Origin of the sequence: Ohtaekwangia kribbensis, from assembly GCF_042676245.1 — a bacterium.
GTDB classification, from domain to species: Bacteria; Bacteroidota; Bacteroidia; order Cytophagales; family Cyclobacteriaceae; genus Ohtaekwangia; species Ohtaekwangia kribbensis.
In genome coordinates this window covers 237,561-253,912 of sequence record NZ_JBHTKA010000007.1, presented here as the reverse complement: position 1 = coordinate 253,912, position 16,352 = coordinate 237,561, and the positions used below count along the sequence as shown (strand labels likewise).

Sequence of the window (16,352 nt, the reverse complement as noted above, 5' to 3'; positions counted from 1 at the left end):
TTCAGAAGATACGGTTACTCTTTGTATATTTCCCTATTGAATTTTGTCGGCATACCTTTCTTAACGTGACTATATTGAATCGCCTTCTTGCTTCCCCCCTGATAAGACACGCAGTTCTTTTACTGGTTGTGGTGATAAGTACACAGTATGCGCGCGCGCAGGAGCGCTGTGGTGTCGTTCCTTATACGAACGCACAACGGAACAAGCTTCGGCTTCCGGAAGACGATGCACAGTTTGAGCGGTGGCTGAGCAAAGCTATACAACAACGAAAGGCCAGCGGAGGACGCATCCAGTCTACCTACCAGATACCGGTGGTAGTACACATCATTCACAACGGAGAGGCTGTGGGTAATGGCACTAATATACCCGATGCCCAGGTACTCTCACAGATACGCGTATTGAATGCCGACTACCAGCGTACCAACAACGATGCAAGTTCAACTCCGGCTGAGTTCGCTGCTGTTGCCGGCAGTATGAATATTGAATTTATACTCGCCAAAAGAACGCCTGATGGTTTTCCTACCAATGGTATTGTACGGGTAAAAGGCACACAGACTTCGTGGACATCCGGTGATGATGTGGAATTGAAAGCGCTGAGTTACTGGTCATCGGAAGAATATCTTAACATCTGGGTTTGCAATCTTACGGACTATATCGGCTACTCGCAGTTTCCTATATCTGATCTACCCGGACTTGAACCCTATCAAGGTGGTTTAGCCAAGACGGATGGTGTTGTTTTTAATTACCGGGTTTTCGGATCAGTGGAAGACGGAGCATTCAATCTACGCGCGAACTATAACCGCGGTCGCACAGCTACCCACGAGATCGGTCACTTCTTCGGACTGCGTCATATCTGGGGCGATGTAAACAGTTGCAGCAGCACTGACTATATAAACGATACGCCTACACAGGATCATTCCACAGATGATTGTCCGACACATCCAGCGGCTTCCTGTAATGCCACAAAGATGTTTCAAAACTATATGGACTATACCTACGATGCCTGCATGAATCTTTTTACTGAAGACCAGGTGGCGCGTATGGTTACTGTATTGGAGAATAGTCCACGAAGAGAATCGTTGCTTACTTCTCCGGGACTATTACCCCCCAATGTTGACGGCAACGATCTGCTGATTAAAAATATAGTCTCTCCATCTCCGGTACTCTGCAATACCAGCGTTGTTCCGAAAATAACGGTGAAAGTAAATAACAGTATCGAACCGATCACATCGTTCGCGATAAACTATACGGTTAACGGCACCTATAAAGAGGAAAACTTTAGCAGCTTTACATTGGCAGAAGGCGATGAAGTTACGGTTGAATTACCCACTATTCAACTGGATGAAGGCGAGAACACAATCGTGTTTGAAATGGACGAGCCCAACGGAGGTATCGATGTGAATCCCTATAACAACAGTTATGAGACAACGGTGATCGTTAAAAATACCGAAGAGCCGTTGCCGCTTCGTGAATCATTTGAAGGTACGTTGCGTGATTCGTGGACCCTTATAAATCCTACGAAGGGAATGGACTGGCAAACAACCGACCTGAACGACAACGGCACGCTATATTTCAATGCCTCTGCCAATGCAAACACCGATGACCAGGCGTGGTTTGTAAGTCCGGTGATGAACCTGAGCAACACGCAAAACCCTGTATTGAGCTTTGAGACCTTTTACCAGGAGCATGCCGGCTACCTCGATGCATTAACTGTACGCGCATCCACCGGATGTTCCCCGGCTTTTGATATTGTACTTCTGCAACTGGAGAGCTCGCAGCTTACATCAACCGATCAATTATTCAGGCGATATATTGTCTCACTCGGCCCCTACCGGAATGATCCTGACTTCCGCATTGCGTTTGTATTCTCCAATGGCAACGGCAGCAATCTATACCTGGATAACATCGAGGTGTCAGAGCCGGGGCAGTTCAGCCTATACCCCAACCCTGCTGAGGGCGAAGTAAATGTTGTATCGTACCTGGTGGATGAGCAAGCTGTATATGCCGAACTTACCAACGCTGTGGGACAACGCGTGCTGAGCCAGACCTTTAACACCGTGTTTAACGAAACCACTACGATCTCGCTGGCTTCATTCAAGCCCGGTATATATTTTCTGCGTATCAAAACTTCCACAGGTATGTGGACTTCCCGGGTGGTTGTCAAGTAAAATTACCACATTGAGCGTTTTGTGTAGAATGAACATCGTAATTCATTCTGTGCAATACAGGCATTTCATTATCTTTCGGCAAGAAATATTTTTTGCAGATGCCTAAGAAAAAGAAAGTAGCCATCCTGTACGGAGGTCGCTCAGTAGAGCACGGTGTATCGGTCAATTCAGCCCGCAACATTTTTGAGTACATAGACAAAAAGAAGTTTGAACCTGTTCCGATCGGTATCAGCACAACCGGCAAGTGGTATCTTACCGAAGGCGTTGATAAAAATATTGACAAAGGCCAGGCACTTGGTCTGGTGCTCGATCCGGCAAAGCCAGGCTTCCTGGTTCTCTCGAACGGAGAGCGTTTCTCGGTTGATATTATCTTCCCGGTACTGCACGGCACCGATGGTGAAGACGGAAGTATACAAGGGATGATCAAAGCGATGGACGTTCCGATGGTAGGCACAAGCGTGCTGGGTTCTTCCATGGCCATGAATAAAATTGTAGCGAAGCGTTTGCTGAAAGAAGCCGGTCTGCCGGTAACCAAGTTCATGACGTTCCGCTTCGATCAGAAAGACAAGATCACTTTCAACTCCATCGCTAAACAATTAGGCACACCGTTTATGCTGAAGTCAGCGAGCCTGGGTTCATCGGTAGGTGTATCGAAAGTAAAAAACAAGAACGATTTCAAGCAGGCGGTGGAAGAAGCATTCCGCTATGATGATGAAATGATTGCCGAAGAGTATATATCCGGTCGCGAGATTGAATGTGCTGTACTCGGTAATTTTCCTCCGGAAGCCTCCTATCCCGGAGAAGTTGTGATCAGCAAGGATTATGAATTCTATACCTTCGATGCTAAATATGTAGACCCCAATGCCGTGCGCATAGATGTACCGGCCAAGCTGAACAAAAGTGTTGCTGAAAAAATACGCAAGGCTTCTGTAAAAGCATTCGAGGCTCTTCATTGTGAAGACTTCTCGCGCATCGACCTCTTCCTCGATAAAAAAGGAAATATCTATATCAACGAAATCAACAGCATTCCCGGCTTCACTAATTCCAGCATGTATCCTGTTATGTGGAAAGAGCGGGGCGTTAGTTTTCCTGAGCTGATCACGCGGCTTCTCAACCTGGCCCAGGAGCGTTACGACCGTAGTAAACGCATTGAACGCGGTTTCCAGTCCGGTTTAAAATTCTGATGCCGTATATTTGCTGTTAACTACCTTACGTGAAATGAAACTCTTCCCCGGTAAATTCGCTCCTGATACACTTGGAGGCATATTGATTAGTGTTGTAGTAGCTGTGGCTATTATGCTGATACTGGTAGCCATCTATTTCTTTACCTACCTGCCCAGCGTAACCAATCATGGCGAAAGCATTACAGTACCGAACATAGAAGGTATGAAGGTTGAGCAACTGGAAGATTTCCTGGTAAAGAAAGATCTTCGCTATGAAGTAAGCGACTCGACCTATTCATCCAAATATCCTCCTCTTACCGTATTGAAACAATACCCGCATGCAGGTGCCAAGGTAAAGGAAGGAAGGAAGATCTTCATCACCATCAATCACGTTACGGCTCCTACTGTACCGGTACCAAATCTTATTGACGGCTCTGTGGTAAATGCCGATGCTGTGTTAACCAGTAATGAATTGAAGCGCGGCCGGATCGAACTGGTACCCGGACCTTTCAACGTGGTGAAAGAAATGAAATACCGGGGTGCGCGCATCGAACCCAACGTACGCGTTCCGAAAGGTTCTGTTATTGACCTCGTGGTAATGGATGGCGGCAAAGGCGACTATACCATTGACAACATGGTAGGACAGGAATTTGAAGATGCAAAAGTGTATATTCTCGGGGCTAACCTGAATGTAGGCACTGTGACGCTTGAAGATGATACCGTTGGCATAACGCCCGTAGTAATAAAACAAATACCCGAGGCCGGAGAAAAGATTAAGGCAGGTGATGTCGTTGATCTATGGATAGGTAAACCCGAATCCGTACCTTCAGATGATGATAGCGAAGAATTGTAATAGTTACTCCACAAGCAATCTTAAAAAGACCTCTTCGATGAGGTCTTCTAAATTCTATATACTCCTTCTGTTTGCTTCACTCCTCGTTACAACGGAAGGGCTGGGGCAACTGATGCTGGACGCTACCCAGCGAAAAATACGCAACCATACTAAAGCGCGTATAGGCTCACCGGCTGCACGCACGCAAGCAACAACTCCTTTGTCGCTTCCGTTCTGGGATGACTTCTCTTTCACCCCGGTAGATGATCCGAATGATACAACGGCTAACGATCCGCTGGATTCCATTTGGGTAAACAGCCAGAGTGTATGGATAAACCGTGGCATTGGTGTAAACGCTCCGAGTATAAATGTAGCGACCTTCGATGGTCTGAATGAAGAAGGTCTCCCCTACTCGGCTGATATACTCGCGAACGGCTACCGCGATAGCCTGGTATCACAACCGATCGACCTGAGTGAAGCTAAAGTAGCCGTTGCTGAACGTAACACGGTTTACCTCAGCTTTGCATACCAGTGGCAGGGAAATGGCGAGCCACCGGATCCGAATGATTTTCTTCAACTCGAAATGCGCGACAGCGATAGCAGTTGGGCAATTGTTATGACGATCGTACCCAAAACTACCCTGAGCCGCACGGAGTTCTACGATACCATTATACAAATACCCAACACGGGCGACCGCTTTTTCTTCCACAAAAATTTTCAGTTCCGCTTTCAGAACTTTGGTCGTAAATCCGGGCCGTTCGATACCTGGAATATAGACTATATATACCTGAACAAGAACAGAACATTAAGCAGCTTGTCGTTTCCGGATCGTTCAGTGGCATCGCAGGCTACACAGCTTTTCGGAAGATATACCGCTGTACCGCTGGAGCATTTCAGAAAGCAGAGTGCCTTTGATAGTGTTGAGTTTGATGTAAAGAATTTAAAGAAGGCAGTGGTTGAGATTGCGATCGGGTACGAAGCCTATATGACTTTCCGAAACTATACAGGCGGTGCAGCAAACGATCATACTATTCTCTTCGGCACCGGTGGTGTTGGTCCAAACGGAGGGTTGATGGCTCCGTCAGAACGCGCCCGCGTACGAATCGAAAATAAACCTGACACAAGCGATCCTCAACAATTCAGTCCTACGGCTGATTCGATTGATATAGACCTGCAAGTGAAAGTTATCAGCGGTGATAACCTTGATAGCGGCCGCCCGGGCTTTCTGCCGGTTGACTTCCGCATCAACGATACACTTACGACAACGTACAGGCTAAAAGATTACTACGCTTACGATGACGGCGCAGCCGAATTTTCAGCACGTCTCAACACAACTACCGATAAACTCGCGTACGCCTTTGACATGTTAACCGATGATGTTGATACGCTGGCAGGCTTTGATGTGTACTTCCCTGACTTCGGGCTCACCAGTAACCCACTGGTAAATTTCGCTGTATACGAAGATAACAATGGTATGCCGGGAGATCCGCTTTATACCATTTCAAGCTATACGTTGAAAGTACAAAACGCTGTAAACAAATTTCAGCGTGTTAATATACTCGAAACGGTGCGCGTACAAAACCGTTTTTATATAGGCTATACTTCACCTTCAGTACGCATCGGCCTTGATTATAACAACAACACGGCTGATCGTATTTTTGTAGATGTAGGCGGTGGCTGGTATCAGAACACCGATGTAAACGGAAGCCTCATGATTCGTCCGCTATTTGGAAAAGGTGTTGATAACCCGGTGGGCATTCCGGAAGAAGTTGTTACGATCCAGGCATATCCCAACCCGAATAACGGAGAGTTTTATATTGACAGCAAAACCGAACTTGTACAGGTTATCAACCTGGCAGGACAATCTATTCCGTTCATCGTTCAGGAATATAGCAGCGAACAACAAAAGGTAAACCTGCAGCAAACCTCACCCGGACTATATATCCTTAAAGTTCGCAAAGGAAATTCCGTTATCGCGCATAAGATTGTTGTGCGGTAAAGTAAACCAGCTGCACCGAATACGTATCGTCAGCGCCCGGTATAGTTAGTGCCTGGGACAAATTCGCTTAACGATATCCAGGTTGCTTTTCTTTTACATAGCAATATTAGCAAATAAGTGTATCACCAGTGAATACCCCGAATTGATTAATGAGCGCATCCGGCGAGGTGATATCTATACATTGAAAAAATCGTTACCGTATCTCAATCAACAACGGTGTAGGGCTAAAGCAAAGTATAAAGATCAATAAGGTAAGCCAGCCGAGTATAACACGCTTGGTGTCGAGTGGTTCCTGTATTTCGGTTGGCGGGTGTTCAATGCCTACAAAACGACTTACAATGAAACCGAATAATATCCAACCTGAGTAGCCATCTACTGCCGGGAAAGCCCAGCTCAGTACAAGTTGCACAGCAAACATAATGAGTGCATACATGATGCGATCGCGCTTCAAAAGCTTCAGCGCGCCAAAACATGTATAGTAGAATAAAATCAGAAGCGGCACCGCCCACAACAATGTCTCAACAGGTGTGGTAACTTTTATTAAACCGAGACCTGAATAAAAGATCAGCAACACAAAGAATACAGAAGCGATGATCTTATGTCCGCGCGAACCGAATAGACCGTACGTTACATGCCCCCCATCGAGTTGACCGATAGGCAGTAAATTCATACTGGTAAAGAAGAGTGCAATAAATCCGGCAAGTAATAACGGGTAATGCATCATCTCATGTGGATTGGGAATACGTGCCTTGTCCGTAACAAAACTCTGGCAAATAGTAAACAGTAAAGTAGGTCCAACCTGGAAGTCCATTGTTTTACCTTGGGTATACTCCGTCTTGTAAACATGATCGGCATAGTTCAAACCAAACTGTTTATACTCCGGATGAATGGTAAATATATACTCGGCAGATGGCAATGTAGCAAAACCATAAATCACGATGCCTAATGCAACTATAAATCCTGCCAGCGGTCCGGCTAAACCTATATCAAAGTGTTCGCGATTCGAGCGCACACGATCTTCAATGCGAATAACAGCTCCCAACGTACCAATAGAAGGCAGAATTGGGTTAGGCGGGAACGGAAGGTAATATGGTAATGAAGCCCGTATTTTATTATACATGGCTGTAAAGTAATGTCCGAACTCATGCACGGTTAATATCAGCAGAAACGGAATTGAGAACTCCATTCCGCGGAGAAAGTCGTTCCATGTATATGCGGTGTTAAAGTCTACACCACCACTTTTTGTACCTACGAAGAGTGACTTCATATAACACCACTCCGCACCGGCCAGGGTGGTTGTAATGAAGGTAACAATAAACAAGCCGATCTGAATAAGTACTGTACGCCTGTTACTTGCCATTGAAGTACGCTATTATGTGATCAGGTGTAACAACATGCACCGTACGTATACCCAGTGCGTTCGCTCCTGCTATATTATCGGCATTGTCATCCAGGAAGAGAGTTTCGTGTGGCTTCAGATTATTTTCATCCAGCACCTGCTCATAGATATTCGCGTCCGGCTTGCGTTTCTTCATGTGATGTGAATAGTACGCTTTATGAAAGTAACGATCGAGCGATGCTTCACCGAATACCGGTGTCATAATCTTATCGTTGATATAGTTCAGGTGAATGTTGTTGGTATTGCTCAGCAGGTATACATTGAATTTCTCTTTGAGACTCAGCAACAAATCCAGCTTTTGTTGCGGTATACCGAGTAGCATCGCGTTCCAGCTTGCATCCAGTGCATCGTCATCGGTCTGCACTGAATATAGGTCGCGTACGAACGAACGGAATTCTCCATCTTCAATTTCACCTTTCTCATAATCGAGAAAACCTTTTGACGAGATAAACAATTCTTTTACCCGCTCTTTTTTGAGACCGGATATATCTGCAAAAGATTGCAAGGTTCGTTCGACTGAAAGATCCAATATGACACCCCCCAGATCGAAGATGAGATTTTTGATAGAAGAATCCTGCGCCACAAAACGTTGGTTTGATACAGAGCGCTAAAATAAGAAAAGCTGGCTATCCTCCGGAAACTTTTCTTTTAATCGCCACAAACGGAATTCAGCCCGCCATTCAAATAAAAAGCCCCTGGCATTCACCAGAGGCTCGGTTTTCGGAAACGTACTTTTGCCTGTGCGCTCAGATCACCTGGGAAAATCCTATTTGAACGTAAGCGTCAGGTTGCTGGTCTCTTTCGGATTGTACGGACTCAGTGAATCCAGTCGCTTGGCAAGTACATCCCATGCAGCGCCAGGCGATTTACCACCCGATATAAATCCATGGTTGTTGAAATATCCGGGAGCAGCTGTGGTGGAGAGATATGCGGCCAGCAAGTCCTGATCAATACCTGGCCATACAGCCGTGATCTCGTTTGTGAATACATTTTTGATCGAGTACTCTTTCAGCAGTACGGCACGATCATCAGAATCCAGTGTGCTGGGCGGCAAGCCAACTTCGGCCACACCTATATTTGCAGGATCGTTACCCGAAGCAACAAACGCCCAGTTAAAGCCTGCGTTACCGGTCAGTAATATAGCGTTCGGGTGATTGCTGTTACCGTATACATCTACAACATCGCCTTTTTTACCGGCAAACATATGCAGCGAGTTGATAGCATACGGTTGTTCCAACGGACTGCCTACTGGTAAACCGGCAATGCTTACTTCCATCTGCGCATCGTAGCCCAGTTCACCGGCTTCGCTATAGTCTACGCGGAACATGGCATCCGGAGCATTGGCATTTTTAGTTCGGTCGCAGTTATAGGGTTTAATGATGGCTATACCTGCTACTGTGCTGGATTTATTCCAGAAGATCTGCAATGCTTTACCGCCATCGGCTTCACCTTCGGAGTCCGCATCTGTAACCGTAAGTTCGTAGTCCCACTCTTTTCCTTCGAAAGATACATTGGACAATACTACCAGGTTCTTAACACGGTTGTCGTCTTCGCCAACATACGTGATGGACATAACGCGATCTATTTTATACCTGCGGATGCCGGCTATAAATTCTTCTACCAATTGCGAAGAAGCCTCTCCTACTGCTATAAATGTTCCGAGGTTAATGTATACATCATTTCCATTGACAGTATCACTGGCTGTTCTTCCATTGGTGTTGCTGCTGGTAATTGAGGCTGGTATATCTACACTGAACGATGTAGGGAGTATATCTTCATCGTTGGTTACGTCCTGGTTAGGTTCACAGGATGTCAACAAAAGGGCGAACGAAACTGCTGTGCATAGGACAAAAGAGATCAGTTTTGTGGTCTTCATGTTTCTAGTGTTTAATTAATGTTCGTGTTTTTGGTTTCTTGTTTCATTAGCAAGGCAGGTGGTTAATCTGCCTTTCATACCTAGAACACGCGGATATTCAGTTACCCTTATGTCATTTTTAAAAAATTTTAGAAACCAGAGAAAACCGCTTTTCCCAGCGATTTTTAGGGAAAAATAGAATTCCACCGATGAAGTTATCATCGCCCTCAATTAAAAAGATAAGAATGAATCTAATTATTCCGTGATCACGGTAGTATCTGCCACAACAGTAGATACTGCGAAGAAACCAACAGCACCATCGCTGAGGTTGGTAGAGACATTATCGCGCTGCACATCGAATACGCCACCACGCCATTCCGTTTCTGAAAGCATGGATCGTAAAAATGCCCGATACGCTTCGCTCACAGAATATTTCCTGCGGATAACAATTGTTCCTGCAGCAAATGCAAAATCCTCTTTATCCGGTTTGTAAATTTCATTTACATCCAGCGTCTTTAAATCATAATATACCAGTCGGCCGGCAGCGGTGTTATTCTCTACTATAGTGTATTCAATAAAGTTGGGATCTTGTCCGGAAGGAGCGAATACAAGTTCATATTGATCCCCGGCTTTTTTATATTGAATGGCATCCAAAACTTCTACCGGAACGGCACTATCCTGCGCGGTATATTCCTTTTTATTGTATGCAATGGTAAGCGTATATACTCTTCCGGTAACGGCTCGCATCTGAGGTGTATAGTATTCGCCCGATCCTGCGGGCAACTCGGTAAGTATATACGATGCACTTTCATCATTCAATGTAACTACAGCTCCGGTAATCGCCTCCGGAATTTCGTTTTGCGTTTTATAGGGCCGCGTAAGTTTGATGCGGTGGTTAATATTTTCATTTGTCAGGATACCTTCTACCACCACAAGATTGGAGTTGTCTGTTGTAAGCGGAAAATTTGTAGCCTCCTCACAAGCTATCAACGAGGTACACAACAGGAAATACAATATGGTATAACGCATGCTCATAAAAATTTAAAGTTATACGCTATCGATGGTGTAAACTGAAACATATAGAAGTGTGACGTTACCCGGTTGGCATCCTGTAAATTGGAAGGTATATGCAATTCTCCATCGCTGTCTTCAACTTTGTTATAGTTAACAAAGAGCGAATTCTTTCTACCATAAAGATTATATACCGAAAATGAGATACTATGCTGAAATCTTTTCTCCGGATTTTTATTCAGCTTGAATGTAGCCGACATATCCAGGCGATGATAATCCGGCAAGCGATCATTATTCTTCTGTCCATATACTGGCACCTCCTCACCATTATACCAGTAGAAACTTACTGGTGAAGAAAACGGTGCACCGGTAGAGTATGTCCAGTTCAAACCAACGTTCCAGCGAAGCGATATATCGTATGCTACCATCAGGTTCACTTGGTGAGGTCTGTCGTAAAAAGCATTATATACTTTGCCTTCATTTATATCTGCAAATTTTCGTTTGGCGCGTGAGTAGGTATACCCGGCCCAGCCGCGGAGTCGGCCAACATCTTTTTTGGCAAGCAGTTCGATACCATACGCAGTTGCCGTACCAAAGCGCAGTTCACGCTCCAGCAACGGATTCAACAATGTCTCAGCATGCGCATTGTAGTCGATCTGGTGCTCCATCTTTTTATAGAATGCTTCGGCTGTAAGCGAGGTACCTGCGTGCGGCAACGATCTATAGTAACCAAGTGAAACCTGGTTGGCGATCTGTGGTTTGATGTTGATGCTGCTCGGCAACCAAACTTCCAGTGAAGTAAACGGGCTGATGGAGTTAGAGATCAGGTGTACATTCTGTGCATTGCGCGCATAGCTTGCTTTGATTGACGCATTCTCATTCAGCAGGTAACTTACGGTAAGGCGTGGCTCTATATTTACATATTGCTTGTAGTCATCACCTTTCGCATAGTATAAAGTATCGATCGGGTTTCTGTTCTCATCAAAAACAAATTCAAAAGCCTCGCCTGTATTGGACCATAGCGAGAAACGAGCGCCATAATTTACACCCCACTTCTCATTTAGTTTCAATTCATGATTAGCATATAGCACAAGCTCTACCGAATTGCGTACGGAGAGCGAAGGCACGGAAGTGATCGCAGTATCAGACTTGAGGTTACCCGGATTAAAATTATATCCGTTAATACCCAGTCCAAACGTTAATTCACTCTGCGGTTTGATGAAGTAGCTGAAATCTGATTTTACATTCAGGTTGGATATGTGGGAAGTCCAGCGTGTGTTGGTTTTGGTATCAGAATGCAAAAAATAATCGTACCCGGCCAACGCCACTGTAGTGTTCATGAACAATCGGTCTGTGAACAAGTGATTCCATCGCAGTGTGCCGGCTGTGTTAGACCATGATATACCATTGTCGGTATCAAAGTAATTATCGGCACCGGTATAGAATGAAAAGAAAATACGGTTACCCGGATTGATGCGCACATTTACTTTCGTGGTAAAATCATAGAAATCAAATTGCCTGATATCATCATCTACTTTCTGCACGATCCACTTCAACGTTGATGCACGTGCCGATACCAGGAACGAACTCACATCTTTACGAAACGGACCTTCCACACCGAGCTTCGTTGATATCAGTCCGGTGCTTCCCCACACTTCTACATTTTGATCATTTCCTTTCTTCGTACGGATGTCGAGTACGGAAGACAAACGTCCACCGAGTGATGCAGGCATCTCGCCTTTATACAACGTCATATCATTGACTGCATCGGGAATGATGGTTGAAAACAAACCGAGCATGTGACTCGGGTTATAGATCGGGGCATCATCTATCAACACCAGGTTCTGATCGCGGTTTCCTCCGCGCACATAATAAAAGGTTGAACCGTCAGCATGCAGCTTTACTCCCGGTATAGATTCAAGCGACTTAACAACATCCATTTCCCCAAAGAGTGCGGGCCGCTCTTCTACAGCTTTCGGTCGCACGTGCGTGTTGCCCGAAGTAATTTCCTGCACTACGTCCGGCAATTCATTGCTCACCACTACTTCCTCCAGCACCGGCAGTTCTTCATCCAGCGTAATATCCTGCTGAATGGACGTGCTTAGATCTACCGTTGCCAAATGATCTTTATAGCCAAGAAACGAACTCGATACAGTATATTTCCCCTTTGGTATGGTGATCGAAAAAAAACCGAATGCATTGGTAATAGTTCCCGTCTGTAATTCTTTGATCAATACAGTTGCGCCAATCAATGCTTCACCGTTACCGGCATCTTTTATCGTGCCGCTTAATGTATATACCGAAGCAGCAGGTTTGTCCGGTCGTTTATCAGGTTTCAGAATTACCTGTCCTTCCACGAGGGTATATTTTATACCAAAGCGTTCGGAAATATCTTTTAGAATTGCACTCACGGTTTTGTTCACGGCAGTATACCGCGTAACTTCATCAGCCGGAATTTTTTTGGGATTGTAGGAGAAGCGAACACCACTTTTCTTAGCAATGATCTCCAACAACTCAGCCAATGTACCGTGGGCATCTATACTGATCGATACTTCGGGTAAACTGTTCTGCGCAGATGCGTTCAGAAATAAAAACATCGCTGGCACCACAAGCCAGGCAAGCGTAAACTTTCTTCTTCCTTCAAAAAATGTTAGCATCCTGCTGCTGTAATTTCGATCTGGTTTCCGCTGGTGCGGAGTGTAAGATTGAGTGTAGTCTCCAGTACATTCAACACAGCTTCCAGTGACTGCTGATCAAACGTAACCGTTACGACACACGAAGCCGGTACATCAGCTGCGATGGATATATTCGTATGATACGTTTTATTCAACGTTGCCACGACTGTACGAAGATCGTCTTCGGTGAAAACGAGTTTGCGCGTATTCCAGGAAAGGAAATTGATATCTTTATTTATACCGCTACTCAGTTGATGTGAAGTCTTGCTATATATACCTTTATCGCCTGCCTGCAGTTTTACTTCTGCTTTACGATCTGCCCCGGTAAGCTTTACCACTCCGGATTGTACCACTACCTCTACTTCACCCAGGCTATCATACGCCAGTACATTGAAAGATGTTCCCACTACCTCTACACGCGCATCATTCGCTTGGATAATAAAGGGTTTCTGCGGATTCGGTGTTACCTCAAAGAACGCTTCTCCTTTCAGAATCACCGTTCTGTTCTCATCATCAAAAGATGCTGAATAGGACAACTCGGAATTACGATTGAGGATTACCTGCGATCCATCGGGTAATTTTACGGTCATGGTATTTGATGCGGTTTGATAGGTCATATCGTTGCCGCCGGTAACAAATCGCATAATGATCCACCCTGAAACTGCAAAAAGTAATACAGCCGCTGCCAATTTATACCACACGCTATAGGATGGTTTCTCCAGTGTACGAATCTTAGCTTCAGGTTCAGCCGCTCGTTCACGAATATTATTCATGAAGTGGTTCCACTCCTGGTCAATATCTACCGTGTGTGTGTCTTCGGCTTTCTGCGCATAGTGTTGCTGGCTCAGTTCAAAAACTCGTTTATAGGCCAGGTACTGACGCTCATTCTCGGGAGCCTGCGTGATCCAGTCTTGCAACGCACGCGTCTCTTCCGAAGAAGCTTCATCGGCCAGATATTTTGTTATCAGCTCTTTTACACTATCGTTGAAATCATCTTTCACGCACGTATTCTGTTTTTAAAACACATTAACTTTCGTTTACCCTTATTGAAACATAAAAAATATTAACATCAGAAATTCGCCCAGGTGCTCCCGTAAAACAGAAAGCGCTTTGGACATCTGCGCCTCCACCGTTTTTATGGAGATTCCCATTTTATCTGCGATCTGCGCATATTTTAATCCTTCCACACGATTCAGTTCAAACACCATCCGGCATTTTTCGGGAAGTGATTGAATGGCCAGTTCGATGCGTTGTTCAAGTTCTGAAGTCTCCAGCGTAGTATTTACCTCGGTGTAATCTTCTTCTTTTACATGCTCCAGTATGCTGTGTTTCTTCCGGTCGCGTATATAATTGAGACTTCGGTTACGCACCGCGGTATATAAATAACTTTTGTAATTCGTATCAGAAGGAAATGTGTCAAATTTTTCCCAGACTGTGACAAAGACATCGTGCACCAAGCCTTTGGCCTCGTCCCAATCGCCAACATACTTCAACGAAAAGCTGCACAGAGGCTTGAACAGCTCCCGGAATAGTTGCTCGAATGTATTTAGGTTCTTGTCTGTCAAGATTGGGGTAGATCTTATATAGCCAGAATAAGCCTAAAGATATTAAAATAATATATACCAACGACCGTTATACAGCGACACAAACCTCTATAAACACGCTGGGTAGCGCACATTGTAAAATAAAGGGTAAAGAAATATGGTTAACGTCAAAATTTGTTTTACCTTATACAAATTATAGCGTAGTGTTAACGCTGCTAAATAGTCCAACCTGCACCTGTGAGACCAAATGAACAAGTAAAATTCACCAGAGACCATAGTGGTTTCTATGCCAAAGTAAGAGAACGCGCTGATCATTATTTCACCAGCAATGGTATTTCCAGACACGCAGATAGTCTCATGGTTTTCAAAACCATATTTTTTCTGGGCGGTACATTAAGTCTGTACCTGCTTATTCTTTCCGATACATTTCCGGTATGGGCCATGTTTCTGATGGCAATCAGCCTGGGTGTTTTCTCTGCCTTTATCGGATTCAATGTTTGTCATGATGCGCTGCACGGTTCATACTCTCAAAGTTCGTTTGTTAATACAACGCTGGGCTCTGTGTTTCACCTCATCGGAGCCAATGTTTACAATTGGAAGATCTCGCACAACCTCGTGCATCATACCTTCACCAATATTCATGAACATGACGATGATCTTGTGGTTGCTCCCGGTCTTGTGAGTGTATGCCCGCAGGAATCTCCTTTACCCATTCAGCGCTATCAACATTACTATGCATTTTTACTCTATGGCATGGCCAGTCTTGCATGGATCTTTGCGAAAGACTATATCAAATTTTTCCAGGATAGAATCGGTTGCCATGCTACACCACGTCATCCACGCATCGAACTCTTCAAGCTCTTTTTCTTTAAGATAGTATACTATGGATTGGTGATCGTGCTGCCATTGTTATTGATCGAATCCATTACCTGGTGGCAATTCATCATCGGGTTTGTATGCATGCAGATGGCAAAGGGGTTTGTATTAGGACTGGTCTTTCAACTTGCGCACATTGTTGAAGGACTCGAATTTCCTGAACCGGATACAGGTGGCGTAATGGAAGATACATGGGCCTCTCACCAGATGCGTACCACCGCTAACTTTGGTGTTCGTAATTTCTTTACGCACTTTTTCTGTGGCGGCCTGAATATGCAGATTGAACATCACCTGTTTCCGAAAGTTTGTCATACACATTATCCCGCACTATCAGTGATTGTAAAAGAAACAGCTTCGGAATATGGATTACCGTATCACGAAAATATTTCTTTCACCACAGCACTTGCATCCCACTACCGGATGCTCCGAAAGTTTGGTAAAGAATCACTCGATGCTAATCTCGTGCGAGCAAAAGAATTTGTGATTTAGAAATCCCAAAAATATAGTTGTCCTATTTTTAAAGAAGAAGCGCTTCGACTAACCGGCGAAGCGCTTCTTCTGTTATTCTCCGTCAGGTATGAAATAACCTGCAAAGACATTTTCCTGAAATGTCTTGAATGCCAAAAGACCGATATACGGAGCTGCTACTACGTAAATCCACGGAGCAGATCTTTTGTAGCAAGACGTACAATTGCTATATCTTTTTTCAAAAGCATGCTGAACCTTACAATGATGTTGTACGCTTCATTTGCATAAATATACCTTGCTGTTAATGTTAGACTTTTGCAAGCAACTAACCGCACACCCATCACAAATCGTGAATTACCTCT

Annotated in this window: 12 protein-coding genes; 5 read left to right on the top strand and 7 right to left on the bottom strand. The window is 44.7% G+C overall.

Features of this window, described 5'->3' with window-relative positions; genetic code table 11:
- The first annotated feature begins 74 nt into the window (after positions 1–74).
- From ACFQ21_RS16280 to ACFQ21_RS16265, 4 genes are all read left to right on the top strand, one after another.
- On the top strand, positions 75–2,168 hold the full coding sequence (locus ACFQ21_RS16280; protein WP_377580338.1) for a choice-of-anchor J domain-containing protein: 2,094 nt from the start codon (positions 75–77) through the stop codon (positions 2,166–2,168).
- Between the two features lie 98 nt (positions 2,169–2,266).
- Positions 2,267–3,352: a D-alanine--D-alanine ligase family protein gene (locus ACFQ21_RS16275; protein ID WP_377580337.1), complete on the top strand. Its 1,086-nt coding sequence runs from the start codon at positions 2,267–2,269 to the stop codon at positions 3,350–3,352.
- 34 nt (positions 3,353–3,386) lie between these two features.
- Entirely contained in the window at positions 3,387–4,184 is a 798-nt protein-coding gene (locus ACFQ21_RS16270) for a PASTA domain-containing protein (RefSeq protein ID WP_377580336.1), read from the top strand.
- A gap of 37 nt (positions 4,185–4,221) precedes the next feature.
- Positions 4,222–6,162, top strand: a complete 1,941-nt coding sequence (locus ACFQ21_RS16265; RefSeq protein WP_377580335.1) for a T9SS type A sorting domain-containing protein — start codon at positions 4,222–4,224, stop codon at positions 6,160–6,162.
- A gap of 193 nt (positions 6,163–6,355) precedes the next feature.
- On the opposite strand, the gene ACFQ21_RS16260 is transcribed toward ACFQ21_RS16265, so the two are convergent.
- The 7 genes from ACFQ21_RS16260 to ACFQ21_RS16230 form a co-directional block, all read right to left on the bottom strand.
- Positions 6,356–7,522 (bottom strand): site-2 protease family protein, encoded by a 1,167-nt coding sequence (locus tag ACFQ21_RS16260; protein ID WP_377580334.1) that lies wholly within the window; start codon positions 7,520–7,522, stop codon positions 6,356–6,358.
- The gene (locus ACFQ21_RS16255; protein WP_377580333.1) at positions 7,512–8,144 is read right to left on the bottom strand and encodes an HAD family hydrolase; all 633 of its coding nucleotides are present in this window, start codon (positions 8,142–8,144) and stop codon (positions 7,512–7,514) included. The genes ACFQ21_RS16260 and ACFQ21_RS16255 overlap by 11 nt, the downstream gene beginning before the upstream one ends.
- A gap of 183 nt (positions 8,145–8,327) precedes the next feature.
- Positions 8,328–9,437: a hypothetical protein gene (locus ACFQ21_RS16250; RefSeq protein ID WP_377580332.1), complete on the bottom strand. Its 1,110-nt coding sequence runs from the start codon at positions 9,435–9,437 to the stop codon at positions 8,328–8,330.
- A gap of 234 nt (positions 9,438–9,671) precedes the next feature.
- A complete protein-coding gene (locus ACFQ21_RS16245; protein ID WP_377580331.1) occupies positions 9,672–10,445 on the bottom strand; it encodes a DUF4249 family protein in 774 nt (257 codons plus the stop codon).
- 2 nt (positions 10,446–10,447) lie between these two features.
- A complete protein-coding gene (locus ACFQ21_RS16240; RefSeq protein WP_377580330.1) occupies positions 10,448–13,084 on the bottom strand; it encodes a TonB-dependent receptor in 2,637 nt (878 codons plus the stop codon).
- Complete coding sequence (locus ACFQ21_RS16235; RefSeq protein ID WP_377580329.1) at positions 13,078–14,103, bottom strand: FecR family protein; 1,026 nt, start codon at positions 14,101–14,103, stop codon at positions 13,078–13,080. The genes ACFQ21_RS16240 and ACFQ21_RS16235 overlap by 7 nt, the downstream gene beginning before the upstream one ends.
- Before the next feature lie 42 nt (positions 14,104–14,145).
- Positions 14,146–14,667, bottom strand: a complete 522-nt coding sequence (locus ACFQ21_RS16230; protein ID WP_377580328.1) for an RNA polymerase sigma-70 factor — start codon at positions 14,665–14,667, stop codon at positions 14,146–14,148.
- Positions 14,668–14,883: 216 nt separating this feature from the next.
- Here ACFQ21_RS16230 and ACFQ21_RS16225 point away from each other — a divergent pair, with 216 nt between their 5' ends.
- Positions 14,884–16,011, top strand: coding sequence for a fatty acid desaturase family protein (locus ACFQ21_RS16225; RefSeq protein ID WP_377580327.1), 1,128 nt, complete (start codon positions 14,884–14,886; stop codon positions 16,009–16,011).
- The last annotated feature ends 341 nt before the right edge of the window (positions 16,012–16,352 follow it).